This window comes from Paraburkholderia sp. JPY419 (assembly GCF_050435705.1).
Classification (GTDB): domain Bacteria; phylum Pseudomonadota; class Gammaproteobacteria; order Burkholderiales; family Burkholderiaceae; genus Paraburkholderia; species Paraburkholderia youngii.
Genome location: NZ_JBNDKV010000002.1, coordinates 2,244,530 through 2,261,555 on the forward strand (window position 1 = coordinate 2,244,530; position 17,026 = coordinate 2,261,555).

At 65.0% G+C, this 17,026-nt stretch carries 13 protein-coding genes and 3 pseudogenes; 11 read left to right on the top strand and 5 right to left on the bottom strand.

Going from position 1 to position 17,026, the window contains the following annotated elements:
• Positions 1-3 precede the first annotated feature (3 nt).
• From ccsB to msrQ, 3 genes and pseudogenes are all read left to right on the top strand, one after another.
• A pseudogene (gene ccsB, locus QFZ91_RS16400) lies at positions 4-1,216 on the top strand (c-type cytochrome biogenesis protein CcsB).
• Between the two features lie 206 nt (positions 1,217-1,422).
• Positions 1,423-2,420, top strand: a pseudogene (msrP, locus tag QFZ91_RS16405) (protein-methionine-sulfoxide reductase catalytic subunit MsrP).
• A gap of 10 nt (positions 2,421-2,430) precedes the next feature.
• Positions 2,431-3,132, top strand: a complete 702-nt coding sequence (gene msrQ / locus QFZ91_RS16410; RefSeq protein ID WP_429567813.1) for a protein-methionine-sulfoxide reductase heme-binding subunit MsrQ — start codon at positions 2,431-2,433, stop codon at positions 3,130-3,132.
• A 119-nt stretch (positions 3,133-3,251) separates the two neighbouring features.
• Here the strand turns inward: msrQ and lysA are convergent, their stop codons facing one another.
• The gene (gene lysA / locus QFZ91_RS16415) at positions 3,252-4,514 is read right to left on the bottom strand and encodes a diaminopimelate decarboxylase (protein WP_429567814.1); all 1,263 of its coding nucleotides are present in this window, start codon (positions 4,512-4,514) and stop codon (positions 3,252-3,254) included.
• A gap of 9 nt (positions 4,515-4,523) precedes the next feature.
• Entirely contained in the window at positions 4,524-4,868 is a 345-nt protein-coding gene (lptM, locus tag QFZ91_RS16420) for an LPS translocon maturation chaperone LptM (RefSeq protein WP_429567815.1), read from the bottom strand.
• Positions 4,869-4,903: 35 nt separating this feature from the next.
• Between lptM and cyaY the strand changes: the two genes are divergently transcribed.
• Positions 4,904-5,224, top strand: coding sequence for an iron donor protein CyaY (gene cyaY / locus QFZ91_RS16425; protein WP_429567816.1), 321 nt, complete (start codon positions 4,904-4,906; stop codon positions 5,222-5,224).
• Positions 5,225-5,322: 98 nt separating this feature from the next.
• On the opposite strand, the gene QFZ91_RS16430 is transcribed toward cyaY, so the two are convergent.
• Complete coding sequence (locus QFZ91_RS16430; RefSeq protein WP_429567817.1) at positions 5,323-7,719, bottom strand: penicillin-binding protein 1A; 2,397 nt, start codon at positions 7,717-7,719, stop codon at positions 5,323-5,325.
• Positions 7,720-7,968: 249 nt separating this feature from the next.
• Here QFZ91_RS16430 and pilM point away from each other — a divergent pair.
• The 7 genes and pseudogenes from pilM (at position 7,969) to QFZ91_RS16465 (ending at position 15,398) form a co-directional block, all read left to right on the top strand.
• Positions 7,969-8,958 (top strand): annotated as a pseudogene (pilM, locus tag QFZ91_RS16435) (pilus assembly protein PilM).
• Positions 8,955-9,650, top strand: coding sequence for a fimbrial assembly protein (locus QFZ91_RS16440; RefSeq protein WP_429567818.1), 696 nt, complete (start codon positions 8,955-8,957; stop codon positions 9,648-9,650). Before pilM ends, QFZ91_RS16440 begins: the two are co-directional and overlap by 4 nt.
• The gene (locus tag QFZ91_RS16445; RefSeq protein WP_429567819.1) at positions 9,647-10,585 is read left to right on the top strand and encodes a hypothetical protein; all 939 of its coding nucleotides are present in this window, start codon (positions 9,647-9,649) and stop codon (positions 10,583-10,585) included. Before QFZ91_RS16440 ends, QFZ91_RS16445 begins: the two co-directional genes overlap by 4 nt.
• Complete coding sequence (locus QFZ91_RS16450) at positions 10,582-12,300, top strand: type IV pilus secretin PilQ (protein ID WP_429567820.1); 1,719 nt, start codon at positions 10,582-10,584, stop codon at positions 12,298-12,300. Before QFZ91_RS16445 ends, QFZ91_RS16450 begins: the two co-directional genes overlap by 4 nt.
• 114 nt (positions 12,301-12,414) lie before the next feature.
• A complete protein-coding gene (locus QFZ91_RS16455; RefSeq protein ID WP_026228368.1) occupies positions 12,415-12,966 on the top strand; it encodes a shikimate kinase in 552 nt (183 codons plus the stop codon).
• Positions 12,966-14,051 (top strand): 3-dehydroquinate synthase, encoded by a 1,086-nt coding sequence (gene aroB, locus QFZ91_RS16460; protein WP_176110116.1) that lies wholly within the window; start codon positions 12,966-12,968, stop codon positions 14,049-14,051. The genes QFZ91_RS16455 and aroB overlap by 1 nt, the downstream gene beginning before the upstream one ends.
• 159 nt (positions 14,052-14,210) lie before the next feature.
• The gene (locus QFZ91_RS16465; RefSeq protein ID WP_429568656.1) at positions 14,211-15,398 is read left to right on the top strand and encodes a deoxyguanosinetriphosphate triphosphohydrolase; all 1,188 of its coding nucleotides are present in this window, start codon (positions 14,211-14,213) and stop codon (positions 15,396-15,398) included.
• 102 nt (positions 15,399-15,500) lie between these two features.
• On the opposite strand, the gene QFZ91_RS16470 is transcribed toward QFZ91_RS16465, so the two are convergent.
• On the bottom strand, positions 15,501-15,881 hold the full coding sequence (locus QFZ91_RS16470) for a DUF883 family protein (protein WP_013090729.1): 381 nt from the start codon (positions 15,879-15,881) through the stop codon (positions 15,501-15,503).
• Between the two features lie 364 nt (positions 15,882-16,245).
• Complete coding sequence (locus QFZ91_RS16475; protein ID WP_176381108.1) at positions 16,246-16,971, bottom strand: OmpW/AlkL family protein; 726 nt, start codon at positions 16,969-16,971, stop codon at positions 16,246-16,248.
• Positions 16,972-17,026: the final 55 nt, after the last annotated feature.

The following is a 17,026-nucleotide window of genomic DNA, read 5'->3' on the forward strand; positions in this document are numbered from 1 at the left end:
ATCATGGACTTGACTCAGGTTTCCTCTTCCTCTTCTTCTGCTTCACGCGCCGACAAGGCGTTTGCGAGCAGCACGCCCGAACTCCAGCAATTCGACGAACGGCCGTTCCTGAAACGCCTGGGCATCTTTGACTGGCTGTTCGCGCTGGCGCTGGTCGGGGGCGCCGGCTTTGCGCTGTCGCGCTACTACCCGTTCATGAACTACTACGACAAACTGGTGCTGGTGTGCTCGGTGCCGGTTTTCGTGGTGCTCGGCTGGCGCTGGAAGCCGGTGCGTCCGCTGATGGTGGGAATCGCCGCTCTTTCGCTGCTTGCGATCCAGATCTACCAAGGCGATCTGAGCCGCGCCGACAACGCGTTCTTCCTCAAGTATTTCCTGTCCAGCCAGTCCGCGATCCTGTGGATGAGTGCGCTGTTCGTCTTCGCGACCGTGTTCTACTGGATCGCCTTGCTGTCGCGCTCGCCGACTGGCGCCGCGATCGGCTCGAAGATGACGTGGGTGGCGGTGCTGATGGGCTTCGTCGGCATGATGGTGCGCTGGTACGAGTCGTACCTGATCGGCTCGGACGTAGGCCATATTCCGATTTCGAATCTGTATGAAGTTTTCGTGCTGTTCAGCCTGATCACCGCGCTTTTCTATCTGTACTACGAGCAGCACTACAACACGCGCGCGCTCGGCGCGTTTGTGCTGCTGGTGATCAGCGCGGCCGTCGGCTTCCTGATGTGGTACTCGGTCTCGCGCGATGCGCAGCAGATCCAGCCGCTCGTGCCGGCGCTGCAAAGCTGGTGGATGAAGATTCACGTGCCGGCGAACTTTATCGGCTATGGCAGCTTCGCGCTGTCGGCGATGGTCGGCGTCGCATATCTGGCGAAGGAACGCGGCGTCCTTGCGGATCGTCTGCCGGCGCTCGACGTGCTCGACGACGTGATGTACAAGTCGATCGCGGTCGGCTTCGCGTTCTTCACGATCGCGACGATTCTCGGCGCGCTGTGGTGCCGCCGAAGCGTGGGGCGGCTACTGGAGCTGGGACCCGAAGGAGACGTGGGCGCTGATCGTCTGGCTGAACTACGCGGCCTGGCTGCACATGCGTCTGATGAAGGGCCTGCGCGGCGCTATCGCCGCATGGTGGGCGCTCACGGGCCTGCTGGTCACGAGCTTCGCGTTCCTTGGCGTGAACATGTTTCTGTCGGGCTTGCATAGCTACGGCAAGCTGTAAGATCCGCCGCGCTGAGCCGACTAAGAACCGCCGCGTGCTTTTGCACCGGCGGTTTTTTCATGGTGGACGGAATATTCGTCGCGCCCCGGTGTTTGCTAATCAAGCACCTGAGCAGGTACCCGTGGATGACAGGCGCCCCCAAACGGGCGATCATCAATATGGCACCGCAACGCGCATGACGCGGCGGGCCGGCAAGGAGCAGCACGATGTGGATCAAGCGAAGCGACAGAATTCAACTGGCCGGCGATGACATCGCGCGCAGCGAAATCGCGCCGCGGCACGTGTTCGAGAACCGCCGACGCATCCTGCAGGCAGCGGGCGCAATGGCGCTCGGCAGCTTGGTCGGCGTGAGCGGCGAGGCGCTCGCGACATACTCGTCACCCGATCCGAAGGCGCAGAAGCTCGCGGCGAAAACCAACACCAGGTTCGTCGCGCTCGACAAGATCACGCCGTACAAGGACATCACCACCTACAACAATTTCTACGAGTTCGGCACCGACAAATCCGACCCCTCGCAGCACGCGGGCACGTTGCGGCCGCATCCGTGGAAGGTGAGCGTGGAGGGTGAAATCAAGAATCCGAAGGTCTACGACATCGACGACCTGCTGAAGCTCGCGCCGCTGGAGGAACGTGTGTATCGGCATCGCTGCGTCGAAGGCTGGTCGATCGTGGTGCCGTGGATCGGCGTCTCGCTTTCTGAGTTAATTAAACGCGTCGAGCCGACCGGCAATGCGAAGTACGTGCAATTCATCACGCTCGCCGATCCGTCGCAGATGCCGCCGGGCTGTCGCAGCCCATACTCGAGTGGCCGTACTCGGAAGGCCTGCGGATGGACGAAGCGATGCATCCACTGACGCTGCTGACGATGGGCCTCTACGGCCAGGTGCTGCCGAATCAGAACGGCGCGCCGGTGCGCGTGGTGGTGCCGTGGAAGTACGGCTTCAAGAGCGCGAAGTCGCTCGTGAAAATCCGTTTCGTCGAGAAGCAGCCGCCTACCAGCTGGAACACGTACGCATCGAACGAATATGGGTTTTATTCGAATGTGAATCCGAATGTCGATCATCCGCGCTGGAGCCAGGCTACGGAACGGCGTATCGGCGAAGACGGCTTTTTTACGCCGAAGCGCAAGACACTGATGTTCAACGGTTACGGCAATCAGGTCGCATCGCTCTATCAAGGCATGGACCTGAAGAAGAACTTTTAAGGCGAGCGCGATGGCAACCGACACGCAAACTGTCACCCGCAGCGAGCCTGCGACACGGCGCACGGCGCCGATGTCGGCGGCCAAGCCGCGGGCCGCGGGCAGCGCGCGCTGGGTCGTCCCGGCGAAAGTCGCGGTCTTCGTCGCGGCGCTCTATCCGCTCGCACGCCTCGTGCTGTTTGGCCTGACCGACCGGCTCGGTTCGAATCCGATCGAATTCATCACCCGCTCGACGGGCCTGTGGACGCTCGTGTTCCTGTGCATCACGCTAGCGGTGACGCCGCTGCGCCGTCTGACCGGCGTCGCCGCGCTCATGCGTTTCCGTCGGATGCTCGGACTCTATACGTTCTTCTATGCGACGCTGCATTTCACCACCTACCTGTGGTTCGACAAGTGGTTCGATGTGGCGGAGATACTGAAGGACATCGGCAAGCGGCCCTTCATCACGGTGGGCTTCGCCGCCTTCGTGCTGCTGATCGCGCTTGCGGTCACGTCGCCGCGCGCGATGGTGCGCAAGCTCGGACGTCGCTGGCAGACGCTGCATCGTGCGATCTACGTGATCGGCGCGCTCGCGATCCTGCATTTCTGGTGGATGAAGGCGGGCAAGCACGATCTGCTGCTGCCGAAGATTTACGGCGCGGTGATGATCGCGCTGCTGGGGTGGCGGCTGGTGGTGTGGATACGTGAGCGAAGGATGACAACGCGCCGACGGTGATTGCGCGAACCTTTCGCGTCACGCACGCTGCTGCAAAGAAAATGGCGATGCCGAGCGGGCATCGCCATTTTCGTTTGCTGCGCTTCATTTACCGTTGGCTCTGCAGCCAGCCCCGACGTTTACGCCGGCAGGATCGTTTCGCCCGCAAACAGCTGGCTGACCTCTTCGCGCGCGCGAACTACGTGCGCTTGTGTACCATCCACCATCACTTCGGCGGCGCGCGCACGGGTGTTGTAGTTTGAGCTCATCACGAAGCCATACGCGCCGGCCGAACGGATCGCGAGCAGATCGCCGGGCTCGACCGCGAGCAGCCGTTCGCGGCCGAGCCAGTCGCCGCTTTCGCAGACCGGGCCGACCACGTCATAGACGTGCGCAGGGACGTCGCGCTTCACGACCGGCTCGATTGCATGATACGCGTCGTACATCGCGGGGCGTGCTAGATCGGTCATCGCCGCGTCGACGATCGCGAAGTTCTTGTCCTCGCCCGGCTTCAGATACTCGAGACGCGTGAGCAGCACACCCGCGTTGCCGACCAGCGAGCGGCCAGGTTCGAAATAGACTTCGCGGTGACCGTGGCCGCGCGCTTCGATGCGATCGAGCACCGTGCGCACGAACTCGCCGATTTCCGGCGGCGTTTCGTCGTCGTATGTGATGCCGAGGCCGCCGCCGACGTCGATATGGCGAATCGTCACGCCGTCCAGCTCGATCTGTTCGACCAGTTCCAGCACCTTGTCGATTGCGTCGAGGTAAGGCGCGACTTCGGTGATTTGCGAGCCGATATGGCAGTCGATGCCGACCACCTCGAGATTCGCCATCGCCGCGGCCGCCTGATAAGTGGCACGTGCATCCTCGAACGCGACGCCGAACTTGTTCGTCTTCAGGCCGGTGGAAATGTACGGATGCGTTTTCGCGTCGACGTCGGGATTCACGCGCAGCGACACTGGCGCCTTCTTGCCCATCTCGCCCGCCGCCGCGTTGAGTCGATCGAGCTCGGGAATCGATTCGACGTTGAAGCATTTGACGCCCGCCGCGAGCGCGTCGCGCATTTCGCTCGCCTGCTTGCCGACGCCCGAAAACACGGTGTTTTCCGCCTTGCCGCCGGCCGCGAGCACGCGCGCGAGTTCGCCGCCCGACACGATGTCGAAGCCCGCGCCGAGGCGCGCGAATACGTTCAGCACCGCCAGATTGCTATTGGCCTTGACGGCCACGTGCACGCTCGCGCGACGCCCGGCGCAGGCGCCGGCATAGGCGTTCCACGCCGCGGTGAGCGCGGCGCGCGAATAGACGTACAGCGGCGTGCCGAACTGCTCGGCGAGGGAAACGGCGGACACGCCTTCGGCGTGCAATACGCCGTCGACGTAGTCAAATGCGGATCGAGTCATGCGAAAGTCTTATTGAGCGGAAGGGGCGGCAGAGGCGGGCAGCGGCACCGCGGGAGCCGATGCCGCCGAAGCGGGCGGCGTCTTGAGTTGGTCTTCGGGGGCGAGCGTGAGCGGCGTGCCCGAGGTGTCCGGGATCGAATCCGTGTCGGCCGTGTTGCCGGTAGCCGGCTGCGTCTGATCGGTCGACGGTGTTTGCGTGCGGTGAGCCGGCGGGGCAGGCAGCGGCGGTACGGTTGGCAGATAGAGCGAGCCGCGTTGGCCGCAGCCGGTAAGCGCACAACCTGCGAGAATGGCTAAAACCGCTACAATCGCGCGGCCGGGCGCTGCCGCGCGCATCCGAGTTACGACTCGCATGACTGTCCCTGAATGAATAATCGATGGAGTTTAGCATGTCCGATAGTGATTACCTGACCCGTGCGGAAGCCGTACTGGCCGCCATCGAGAGCGCGCTCGACGACATCGACGCCGACATCGAGCTCGAGCGCAGCGGCAACGTTCTGACGCTCGAATTCGAGAACCGCACGAAGATCATCGTCAACCTTCAGCCGCCGATGAGCGAGATCTGGATCGCGGCGAAGGCCGGTGGTTTTCACTTCCGTTTCGTCGACGGCGAATGGCGCGACACGCGCAACGGCGCGGAGTTTTTCGCGGCGCTGTCGCAGTATGCGACCGAGCAGGCTGGGGAGCCGGTGCAGTTCGCCGCGCAATGAGCGTGGCGCAATGAGCGCGAAGCACGAGACGCTCTCAAAACAAAACCGCCGCGTAACGAACGCGGCGGTTTTTTTTCTAACGGGACGTCGACGCGGCCTCAGTGCCCGCGGAACAGATTCATGATGTCCTGCTTCTCCTGCTCGCCGACCTGTTCCGGCGCGGCGGCCGCGGCGCTCGCCTGGGCGTCGAGCGTCGCCTGACTGACGCCGACCGTTGCGATGAACCCGTGGCCCGGGGTGAAATCGTCGAAATAAAGCTCCGAGCCGATTTCGCTGACGTCGTCGGGGCGTGCCATCTTGTACTCGGGCACGCCCTTCAGCGCGCGTCCCATGTACTCGATCCACACCGGCAGCGCGAGGCCGCCGCCGGTTTCCTTGTCGCCGAGGCTGCGCGGATTGTCGTAGCCGATCCACGCGATCGCGGTGAGCGTGTGCTGATAGCCGGCGAACCACGCGTCGCGGGAATCGTTGGTCGTGCCGGTCTTGCCGGCGAGATCGGTGCGCTTGAGCACGTTGCTCTTCGCGCCGGTGCCGTGCTGCGCGACGCTTTGCAGCAGGCTGTTCATCACATAGGCGTTGCGCGGTTGGATTGCATACGGTGCGTTTCGGCCGGCCACGAGCGGCTGCGCTTGTGCGACGACGCCGCCGCGCTGATCGGTGACTTCCGCGATCAGATAAGGATTGATCCGGTAGCCGCCGTTGGCGAACACCGAGAACGCGCCCGCCATCTGCAAGGGCGTCACGAGGCCCGCGCCAAGCGCCATCGGCAGATAGGCGGGATGGCGATCCGCGTCGAAGCCGAAGCGCGTGATGTATTGCTGCGCGTACTTCGGGCCGATCTGGTTCAGGATGCGGATCGACACGAGATTCTTCGACTTCTGCAGCGCGGTGCGCATCGTCATCGGACCGTCGAAGCCGCCGCCGTAGTTCTTCGGCTCCCACGCCTGGCCGCCGGTTTCGGCGGCGCTGAAAAAGAGCGGCGCGTCGTTGATGATCGTCGCGGGCCCGAGGCCTTTTTCGAGCGACGCCGAATAGATGAACGGCTTGAAGCTCGAGCCCGGCTGACGCCACGCCTGCGTCACGTGATTGAACTTGTTCTTGTTGAAGTCGAAGCCGCCGACCAGCGAACGGATCGCCCCGTCCTGCGGCACCACCGAGATGAACGCGCCTTCCACCTGCGGCAATTGCGTGATCGACCAGTCGCCCTCCTCATTCTTCACGAGACGCACGATCGCGCCAGGCCGGATGCGCTGATTCGGCTGCGCGCGCGGGCCGAGCGCGAACTGCGCATAGCGCAGACCGTCGCCCTGAATCGTCGCGACGTTGCCGTCGATGAAGGCCGCCTGCACCTCTTTCGGGCTCGCGGCCGTGACGACGGCGGCGATGATTTCGCCGTTGTCGGGATGCTCGAGCAGCGCATCGTCGATGGCCTGCTCGCGCTCGTCGGCGTCGGCCGGCAGATCGATGAACGCCTCCGGGCCGCGATAGCCGTGACGGCGCTCGTAGTCCATCAAGCCTTTGCGCACCGCGTGATAGGCGACGTCCTGATCGGCCGAGTCGATCGTGGTCACGACGTTCAGGCCGCGGGTGTAGGCTTCCTCGCGATACTGCGCGTACATCATCTGCCGCACCATTTCCGCGACGTATTCCGCGTGCACGCTGTACTCCTTGCCCATGCCCTTCACGACCAGCCGCTGGCGGCTCGCCTCGTCGTACTGTTCCGGGGTGATGTAATGCAGTTCGTACATGCGTTGCAGGATGTATTCCTGGCGCACCTTCGCGCGCTTCGGATTGACGACCGGGTTATACGCGGACGGCGCCTTCGGCAGACCGGCGAGCATCGCCGATTCGGCGAGCGTCAGGTCCTTCAGATCCTTGCCGAAGTACACGCGCGCCGCACTCGCGAATCCGTACGCGCGCTGACCGAGATAGATCTGATTCATGTACACCTCGAGAATCTGATCCTTGCTCAGCTTCGACTCGATCTTGTACGCGAGCAGCATCTCGTAGATCTTGCGCGTGTAGGTTTTCTCGCTGGACAGAAAGAAGTTGCGCGCGACCTGCATCGTGATCGTGCTCGCGCCTTGCGTCGCATGGCCGTTGGTCAGCGCGACGATGCCGGCTCGCGCGATGCCGGTCAGGTCGACGCCGCCGTGTTCGTAGAAGCGCGCGTCCTCGATCGCGAGGATCGCTTTCTTCAGGCTGTCGGGCACGTCCTGGATGTGCACGATGTCGCGCCGCTCCTCGCCGAATTCGCCGATCAGCACGTGGTCGGCCGTATAGATTCGCAGCGGCACCTTGGGTTGATAGTCGGTCAGCGCATCGAGTGACGGCAGGTTCGGCGTCGCGACGACGAGCGCATAGCCGAGCACCAGCGCTACGCACACGATGCCCGCCACGATCAAGCCGACAAAGCCGAGGATCAGCTTCAGCCATAACGGACGTTTGCGCTTTTTCGGCGCGGGCGGCGGAGACGTAGGAGACGTGGCTTGCATAGGAGTACCGGAAAAACAGTCCCGCGATTATAGCCGCCAGGGTTTTTCTGCTTTCGGAAGGCTTACGGATGGCGTGCAATCGGCACATGCGAGGCGGCGCGGGAACGACTTCGCTGTAGTCCCAACTGTAGTCGCTTTGATGCCGCTCGGGGCGGCTTCGCAGCCGCGTTAGCCATTCGGCTGAATGTCGTTAGGACGCGCGTCTGCCGACAATGATCCCTCGTTATTCGCGTTCAGAGGGAGGACGGTATGGCTTATAGAAATTCATGGCTTCAGGCGGTGAGGGAGGGCCGGCAGCGTTTCGCCGCCGGCATCGACGTCGGCTCGCAAAACGTGCGTCTCGTGGTGGTGAGTCAACGCGCACGGGGTGCGCTGCATCTCGAACATATCAGCACGGTGCCGCTCGCGGCCGGCGTAATGGCGGGCGCCGAGATCGTCGATCGGCAGGCCGTTTCGCGGGCATTGCGCGATGCGTTCGCCGGCTTGCCGCGCGTATGCACGACGCACGCGCTGCGCTGCGCGATGGCCGTGCCTGCGTCGGCCACGCTGACGACGACAGTGCCGCTCGCGCGGCTCGCCGCGCAGAGCGACTGCGAGGCCGAGGACGGCGGCGTCGCGCTCGCCGGACTCGCGCCCGCGGTGATGGGCGAAGCCGAGCGCATCGCCGGGCTCGAGCGTCATGCACTCGCGGTCGACTGGTACGTCGACGAGACGCCGTCTCCGCAGCGCTCGGTGAAGATCGCCGCGACCTCGCGTCAGCATCTGGAAGCGCGGATCGAATGCGCGGCGACCGCGGGCATTTCGCTGTCCGCTATCGATGGCGAACCGCACGCCGCATTGCGCGCACTGCGCCATGCGGCGAGTCGCGAACTCGACCCAAACGAACCGTAACCGGCGGTGTGGGTCGGTACGGACGGCGTGTACGGCTGGAGTGTCGTCGATGGCGCGAACGTCGCCGAAATGCGCTATCCGGCGCCCGAGCATGCCGATCTCGCCGACGCGTTGCGCGATCTCGCGCAGGGGCCGGAGTTCGACTGCGCGCTGATCGGCGGTGAAATCGATCTGCTCGACGGCGTCGGTTTTTCGCTCGCCGAGATTGGCGACGTGCTCGGCTGCTCCGCGCTGCCGTTCGAGTGCGCGCTGCTCGGCAGCCACGCACGGCCGCTCGATGACGCGTTGCTGCACGAGCCGGCTGGCGCGGTCGCGTTTGGGCTCGCGTTGCGTGGGGTGCTGGAATGAGGGGCGCTCTGTCGTTTTCATCTGGCGTGGCCGCGAATCCCGATCGGTGTGACCAGCGTGCCGCTGTGCCGTGGCTAGGCGGCTTCAATCTGCTGCCGTACCGCCAACGCAACGCGCGACTCGCACGGCGCCGCTGCATGCGCGACTGGGCCGTGGCGGCGTGCGTCGGTGCCGCGGGCGTGCTGCTCGTCGCCGGTTGGCAGAGCTTTGCCGCGGCGCGGTTGGATGCGCGGCGCGCAGCTGTCGAGCAGGCGCTGACCCCGCTCGCCGCGCCGCTCGCGGAGCACGCGAAGTTGTCGCGGGCCGAACAGGCGCAACGCGAAGCCGCGGGGCGCGCCGCGAGTCTCGCGAGGCCGCTCGCGCATCTGCGCGATCTGCTCGACGCGCTGAGCTTCGAGCCCGGCGAGCGCATCGTGTTGCGGCAGTTTCGACAGCGCGAGTACGAGACTGAATTGCTGGCGACTTCGAGCGGCCATATCGCGTCGGCTGAGTGGCTCAAGCGGCTCGGCGCGATTCACGGCGTGCAGGGCGCGGAGATGCGCGATTTACGTCGTCCGACGGGGAAGGGCGGCGCATCGACGGAACCGGCGATTGGCGGACCGGTGGAATTCGATGCGCGCCTGCGCTGGGGCGAACCGCCGCTCCAAGCGACGCACGCGTCGCGGGCCGCACGAAAGGGAGGTGCACGATGAGCACGACATTTTTCGAGCCGGGCGGTGCACCGCACGGCGCCGCGTTCGTTTCACGCTGGGTCAAGCGGGCGCGTATGCCGCTCGAGGCTTGGAGCTCGCACCGTCGCTGGCTCGTCGCGACGGCAATCGCCGCGCTGGTGTTCGCCTTCGGCGCGTACGGCTGGAACACGGCCGATCTCGCCGGACTGGAAGCGAGCCGCGCGGCGCTCGCGCTCGGCACGCAGCGTCTCGCGCAGGCGCGCCACGCGCTAGCGCAGCTGCCGTCGTTGCGCCGTGCAGCCGCGGCGATGCCGGCCACGGTGTCGAGCGCCGTGCCGTGGAATTCCGCCGACGACGTGCGAATCGTCTCCGAGCTGGCCACGCAGAGCGGCGTCCTGTTGCTCGCGGTCGAACCGGGCGCGGCGAGCGGTGAGGGCGTTGAGCGCAAGCGCGAGCTGCAGCTCACCGCGCGCACGGACTTCGTCCACCTGATGGCGTTTTTCCACGGGCTCGCGCAACTGCCGGTGCTGATCACTCCCGTCGATGTGACCGTCAAGCAGGACGGCAAAGGTCTCGCGGTGGCCGCGACGCTGCAGGTGTATGACGCGCTGCGACCGCCGTCCGCGACCCCGGCCGCGAGCGCCGGCGCAAGCGCTGACCCCGACGAGGCAGCCGACGATGACGACGAAGGTCTCGTATTCTTCGATCCGTTCGCGAAGCCGCAGATCTCCGCGAGCGGCGAGCCGGGCGATGTTTCCGAGTTGCGGCTTATCGGTTTGCTGCGCGATCGTACCCGCGGGCTTGCCCTGCTCGACACGCCAGACGGCACGACGACTGTCGCGGCCGGGCAGCAACTGGGCGTCGAGCGGGTCACGCAGCTCGACGCGCTCGGCATTACGCTCGTGAACGGCGGCGCGACGCGCACGCTGACGCTGATGCAGACGGAGGCGTCATGATGCGCACACTCAAGCGATTGAGAGTGGCGATGTTGCGGGGCGAACGCGAGGTCCGTGTCGTCTGCGGGCTGTGTTTCGGGCTCTACGTCGCTGCGACGCTGGGCGGTGGGGTCGCACAGGCAGCGACGTCACCGCTGCTACCGCCGTTGCCGACTTACGCCGCGCTCGACGACCCAGCCTTATCGGCCAATACCGCCCACGAGACAGCGCCGCTGCCGAGCGGCGGCATCGGCCAGGCGGCGAATCCGTTCGGCTATGTTTCTGCGCCAGGCGCGACCTCGGACCCGGACACCGTCGAGCCGGCCCCGCGTGCCGCGATAGCGGCCAACGCTTCCCCGGACGACGACCCCAACGGCCAGATCCTGCCACCGTCGCCAAAACAACCCGCCGTTACCGCCCGCGACGACGGCGCCGGCACGCCCAGTCTCGAGGGCCCGCCGGTTCCGCTGCCGCCGCGGCCGCGCCTCGCCGACGCAGCGGCAGGTGCCGACTCGGGTCTTCCCGCGGGCAACAAGCCGATTTCGCTGAACTTCCAGCATGCGCAACTCGGCGCGGTCCTGAAAGCGTTCGCCGAGTTCACCGGCCTGAACATCGTCGCCAGCGACAAAGTGCGCGGCGCCGTGTCGATACGGCTCGATCAGGTGCCGTGGCGCACCGCGTTCGACACGCTGCTCGACGTCAACAATCTGGCGATGGAGCGCCACGGCAACGTCATCTGGGTCGCGCCCGCCGCCGAACTCGCCGCGCGCGAACGTCAGCGCTTCGAAGCTCACGCGCGCGCCGCGGACCTCGAACCGCTCGCGAGCCGCACGTTCGAACTGCACTACGCGCACGCCGAGGACGTGCGGCGCCTGCTGACCGGTTCCGGCACCCAGCGCGTGCTGTCCAAACGCGGCGCCGTCACCGCCGATCCGCGCACCAACCTGCTGTTCGTCACCGATCTCGCTGGGCGGCTCGAACAGATCGCGGCGCTGATCGCCTCCGTCGACCGGCCGACTCGCCAGGTGCTGATCGAGGCGCAGATCGTCGAAGGCGACCAAGGCTTCTCGCGCAATCTCGGGGTGCGGCTGTCGCTGGCCGGCACGAGCGCGGATGGTACGTCGAGGGGGCTGACGGGAGGAACGGACGGCACCGTGTACGATCTGTCGGCCCGTCCGATTTCCGGATTCGATGCCGCGACCGCCGGCCTCACGCTATTCGCGGCGCACGCTACACGGCTGCTCAATATCGAACTCTCGGCGCTCGAATCAGAGGGACATGGGAAAATCGTGTCGAGCCCGCGGGTCGTGACGGCGGACCGGATGAAGGCGATCGTCGAGCAGGGCACCGAGCTGCCATATCAGGCGAAGGTCGGCCAGGGCGTATCTGGCGTGCAGTTTCGCCGCGCGACGCTCAAACTGGAGGTCGAGCCGCAGATCATGCCGGATGGCCGCGTGGTGCTCGATCTAGACGTCGCGAAGGACAGCGTCGGCGAGCAGACCGACGCCGGGCCCGCGATCAACACCAAGCACGTGCAAACGCGCGTCGAGGTCGAGGATGGTGGTACGGTGTCGATCGGCGGAATTTACGAGACTGACGACCGCGACGACGTCGAGCGGGTGCCCATCCTTGGCAAAATACCGGTTCTGGGCGCGTTGTTCCGCCATCGGACTCATCGCGACACGCGCAGTGAACTGGCGGTTTTCATCACGCCGCGCGTGGTGCGGGAAAATTAGGGCATATAGGGCACGCTTGCGCCGCCGTCCGTCGGCGGCGCGCAGGCTCGACAAGGCAGCCGCTTTGCCAGTAAGCTGCGGCACGAACTACACCGGATTAGCCAGAGGACACCGTTGCAAGCGCGGGACGCACACGCCAATGTTTTTTTCGTAGGGCTCATGGGGGCAGGAAAGACCACTGTGGGTCGGGCGGTTGCGCGCCGTCTCGAGCGCCCGTTCTTCGATTCCGACCATGAAATCGAGGCGCGCACGGGCGCGCGCATTCCCGTGATCTTCGAGCTCGAGGGCGAAGCGGGCTTTCGCGATCGCGAAGCCAGCGTGATCTCGGAGCTGACCGCGCGCGACAATATCGTGCTCGCGACCGGCGGCGGCGCGGTGCTGCGGCCGGAAAACCGCGAAGCGCTGAAAAGCCGCGGCCTCGTGATCTATCTGCGCGCCAATCCGCATGACCTGTGGCTGCGCACGCGGCGCGACAAGAATCGTCCGCTGCTGCAAACGGAAGACCCCAAGGCTCGCCTCGAAGCGCTCTATGAAGTGCGCGACCCGCTGTACCGCGAATGCGCGCACTTCGTGATCGAAACCGGCCGGCCCTCGGTCAACGGACTCGTCAACATGGTTCTGATGCAGCTCGAGATGGCCGGCGTCGCCAAACATCCTGCGTCATAATGGACCGTATGATTACCGTCAACGTCGAACTGGGCGAGCGCGCCTACCCCATTCATATCGGTGCCGACCTGATCGGCCAGACCGAGCTGTTCAAGCCGCATATCGCCGGCAACTCAGTCACGATCGTCACCAACAGCACCGTCGATCCGCTTTACGGCGACAAGCTGCGCGCGGCGCTCGCGCCGCTGAACAAGCAGGTGTCCACGGTCGTTCTGCCGGATGGCGAAGCGCACAAGAATCTGCAGACGCTGAACCTGATCTTCGACGCGCTGCTCGGCTCGCGCGCGGACCGCAAGACCACGCTAATCGCGCTCGGCGGCGGTGTGATCGGCGACATGACCGGGTTTGCCGCCGCCTGCTACATGCGCGGCGTGCCGTTCATCCAGGTGCCGACCACGTTGCTGTCGCAGGTGGATTCATCGGTCGGCGGCAAGACCGGCATCAATCATCCGCTCGGCAAGAACATGATCGGCGCGTTCTACCAGCCGCAGGCGGTGATCGCCGACATCGGGGTATTGCGGTCGCTGCCGGAGCGCGAACTCGCGGCGGGCATCGCCGAAGTCATCAAGACCGGCGCGATCGCCGATGCCGGTTTCTTCACCTGGATCGAGGCCAATATCGAGGCTTTGAACCGCTGCGAACCGGCGGCGTTGACCGAGGCGGTCAAACGTTCCTGCGAGATCAAGGCGTCGGTGGTGGCGCAGGACGAGCGCGAAGGCGGTCTGCGCGCGATCCTGAATTTCGGCCATACGTTCGGCCACGCGATCGAAGCCGGGCTCGGTTATGGCGAGTGGCTGCACGGCGAGGCGGTCGGCTGCGGGATGGTGATGGCGGCGGATCTGTCCGTGCGCCTCGGCCATCTGGACGAAGCGTCGCGCAAGCGACTCGTCGACGTGGTGCTTGCCGCGCATCTGCCCACGCGTGCTCCCGCTCTCGGCACGGATCGCTACGTCGAGCTGATGCAGATCGACAAGAAAGCGGAAGGCGGCGCGATCAAGTTCATTCTGCTGAAGCGTTTCGGTGAGACACTTATCACCCGCGCGCCCGACGCCGAAGTGCATGCGACGCTGGCCGCCGCCGTCTAGTTTCAACACGGCCCTGCAGCCACGCTTCACGCACCCGCGTCACGAGGCGCCGCCCATGTTTCGGAGAACCCGGTGACTGACAGGCGCAGCGACGATATCCAGCATGACTCGACAAGCGCGCGCGCAGGCGCCGGGAACGGCGCGATCGGCGCCACGGCCATCGCCGCGGATGCCGCCGCCGCGGTCGCCGCACCCGCCGTCCTCGCGCCGACCCAGCAGGCGCTCGAAGCGCATCTCGCGCCGTACGCGGCGCATTCGAGCCAGTCGCGCGGGCGCCGCTATGCGGAAACCGCGCCGAGCGCGCGCACCGAGTTTCAGCGCGACCGCGACCGCATCGTCCACTCCACCGCGTTCCGGCGGCTCGAGTACAAGACTCAGGTATTCGTCAATCACGAGGGCGACCTGTTTCGCACGCGCCTCACCCATAGCCTCGAAGTTGCGCAGATTGCGCGCTCGGTTGCGCGGAATTTGCGCGTCAATGAAGATCTGGTCGAAGCGATTTCGCTGGCGCACGATCTCGGCCATACGCCGTTCGGTCATGCCGGCCAGGACGCATTGAACGAATGCATGCGCGAGCATGGCGGCTTCGAGCACAATTTGCAGAGCCTCGCGGTCGTCGATGAACTTGAAGAGCACTACGGAGCATTCAACGGTCTGAACCTGTGCTTTGAGACGCGCGAGGGCATCCTCAAGCATTGCTCGCGCGACAACGCGCGCCGGCTCGGCGAATTGGGCGAGCGCTTTCTCGAAGGACGTCAACCGTCGCTCGAAGCGCAGATCGCCAACGTCGCCGATGAAATCGCGTACAACAATCACGACGTCGACGACGGCTTGCGCTCCGGTCTGCTGTCGCTCGAGCAGCTCGCCGAAGTGGAGCTCTGGCAGACGCATTGTGAGGCGGCGCGCGGCGACTACCCGCAGATCGAAGGACGTCGGCTGATTCACGAGACGGTGCGGCGCGTGATCAATACGCTGATCGTCGATCTGATCGAGACCACGCGGGCCAATCTCGCGCGCTACGCACCGGCGTCACTAGACGACGTGCGCGCGGCGCCCCCGCTCGTCGCGCACAGCGATGCGATCGCGGCTCAGGCCGCGGCGCTCAAATGCTTTCTGTTCAGAAACATGTACCGCCACTATCGTGTGATGCGCATGGCCAACAAGGCACGCCGCGTCGTGGTCGGCCTGTTCGACGCGTTCACCGACGATCCGCGGCTACTGCCGCCGGACTATCAATCGAGCGATGCGACGCGCCAGCCGCGTCTGATCGCGCATTACATCGCGGGGATGACCGATCGCTACGCGCTGAAGGAGTATCGGCGGCTGTTCGTGATCGACGATAACTAGTCGTTGGCGGCGAGGCGCGGCAAGGGGGCAACGTTCGGCCTTGCCGCATCGAAGCGGCCGTCGCGTCTCCTTGCCAGCACCGTCAAGCCGCGCAAGCCAGCGTCATCGCGAACGCGACGCGAACAGCGCCCCCGCCACCAGCGCAAGCCCGCCGACGATCGCAATCGTCTGCCACGGATTTTCATGCACATAGTGATCGGCGTCCGAGATCGCGACGCCCGCGCGGTCGCGCATTGCATCGCGCGTGTCGTTCAGTCGCTCGCGCGCGGCGTCCAGCTGTTTGCGCAGCCTGCCGCGCAAGGCAACGGCGTCGGCCTGCGTGCCGTCGGCCAAGGTCGATTCGAGTTCCGACAGCAGGGTGCGCAACTCGACCGCGATATCTTCGGCCGCATGGCGGCTATGGCGAGCGATGCGCCGCGCACGGCGACTCGCGCTGGTCCAGGATTCGCCGAGGGCGTCTCGCGTATTTGGAAGTGCTGTCATGGTCGCTCCGTCGATGAGTTGAAAGGCCCCGCGCATCGTCGCGCGGACACGCTATGCGCAGACGCAGTATCACGTCGCAGCGTAGGAAACGCCATTTAACGCAACTTCGATGCCAAGCGTCGCATCGCCCGTAACGTGACAGCGCGCGGCTCGCGACACGCTGCGCGTGGCCGTAACGTTGCCAGATATTGCACACAGGTGCGCCGCATTCGCGTCAAATTTACAAACGCCGATGCCGGATGACACTGCCATGCCGATACGACCGGGACGCCAAACAAAAACGCCGTCATCTGCTCGATGACGGCGTTCCCCAGGGCGCGAAAATTCGACTACCCTAATTCAAGCCACCTGCTGTCGCGAGGCGTTAGAAACGGTAACCGATGTTGACGTAGGTGACGATCGGGTTCAGCTTGATCTTGGTCTGCGATTGCACGGTCAGCGTGCCGACCGGCGTGGTGGCCGCCGAACTGAGCTTCGCGGTCGTGCTGAGCGGCAGGTACGAGATCGACACGCCGGCGAACCAGTGCTGATTGAAGGAGTAATGGAAGCCCGCATTAAACACGGGTTCCCACGAACTATCCGTCGAGACACTGGTCGGACCATGCAGAACGTTGGCTTGGAATGAACTGTTGGTGATGTGCTCGTCGGTGAACCAGATGCGGCTCACACCGACACCGAGATACGGCCGGAACGCAGCGGTCGGCGCGTTGAAGTAGTACTTGAACAGCAGAGTCGGGCTCCACTGTTTGGCCTGCCCGATCTTGCCGAACTGCGCGAGGCTGCCCGTGCCTGACAGGTCGAAAGTAGGCGGGACGCCAATGACGAATTCGGTGGCGATGTGGTCAGTGACGAAGTATCCGGCGGTGAAGCCGATGGTGTCGGCCGAACCCAGCGAAGCGCCGGTGTTGGCTTCGGTGATGTTGGTTGGGCTACCGCCAATGCTGGTTACGGTCAGCGGGTCGCTGCTCGATTGGGGCGCCAGATGGAACCAGCCCGTCGTGACGTAAAAGCTGCCGGCCGATTGTGCGTGCGCCGCCGTGCTCATGCAGGCAAGCACTGCCATCCCCGTTACGGCCTGTTTTAATTTCATATGTGCTCCTCCAAAAAAGGCCCGCTCATTATGACTACAACGTTTGAAACAAACC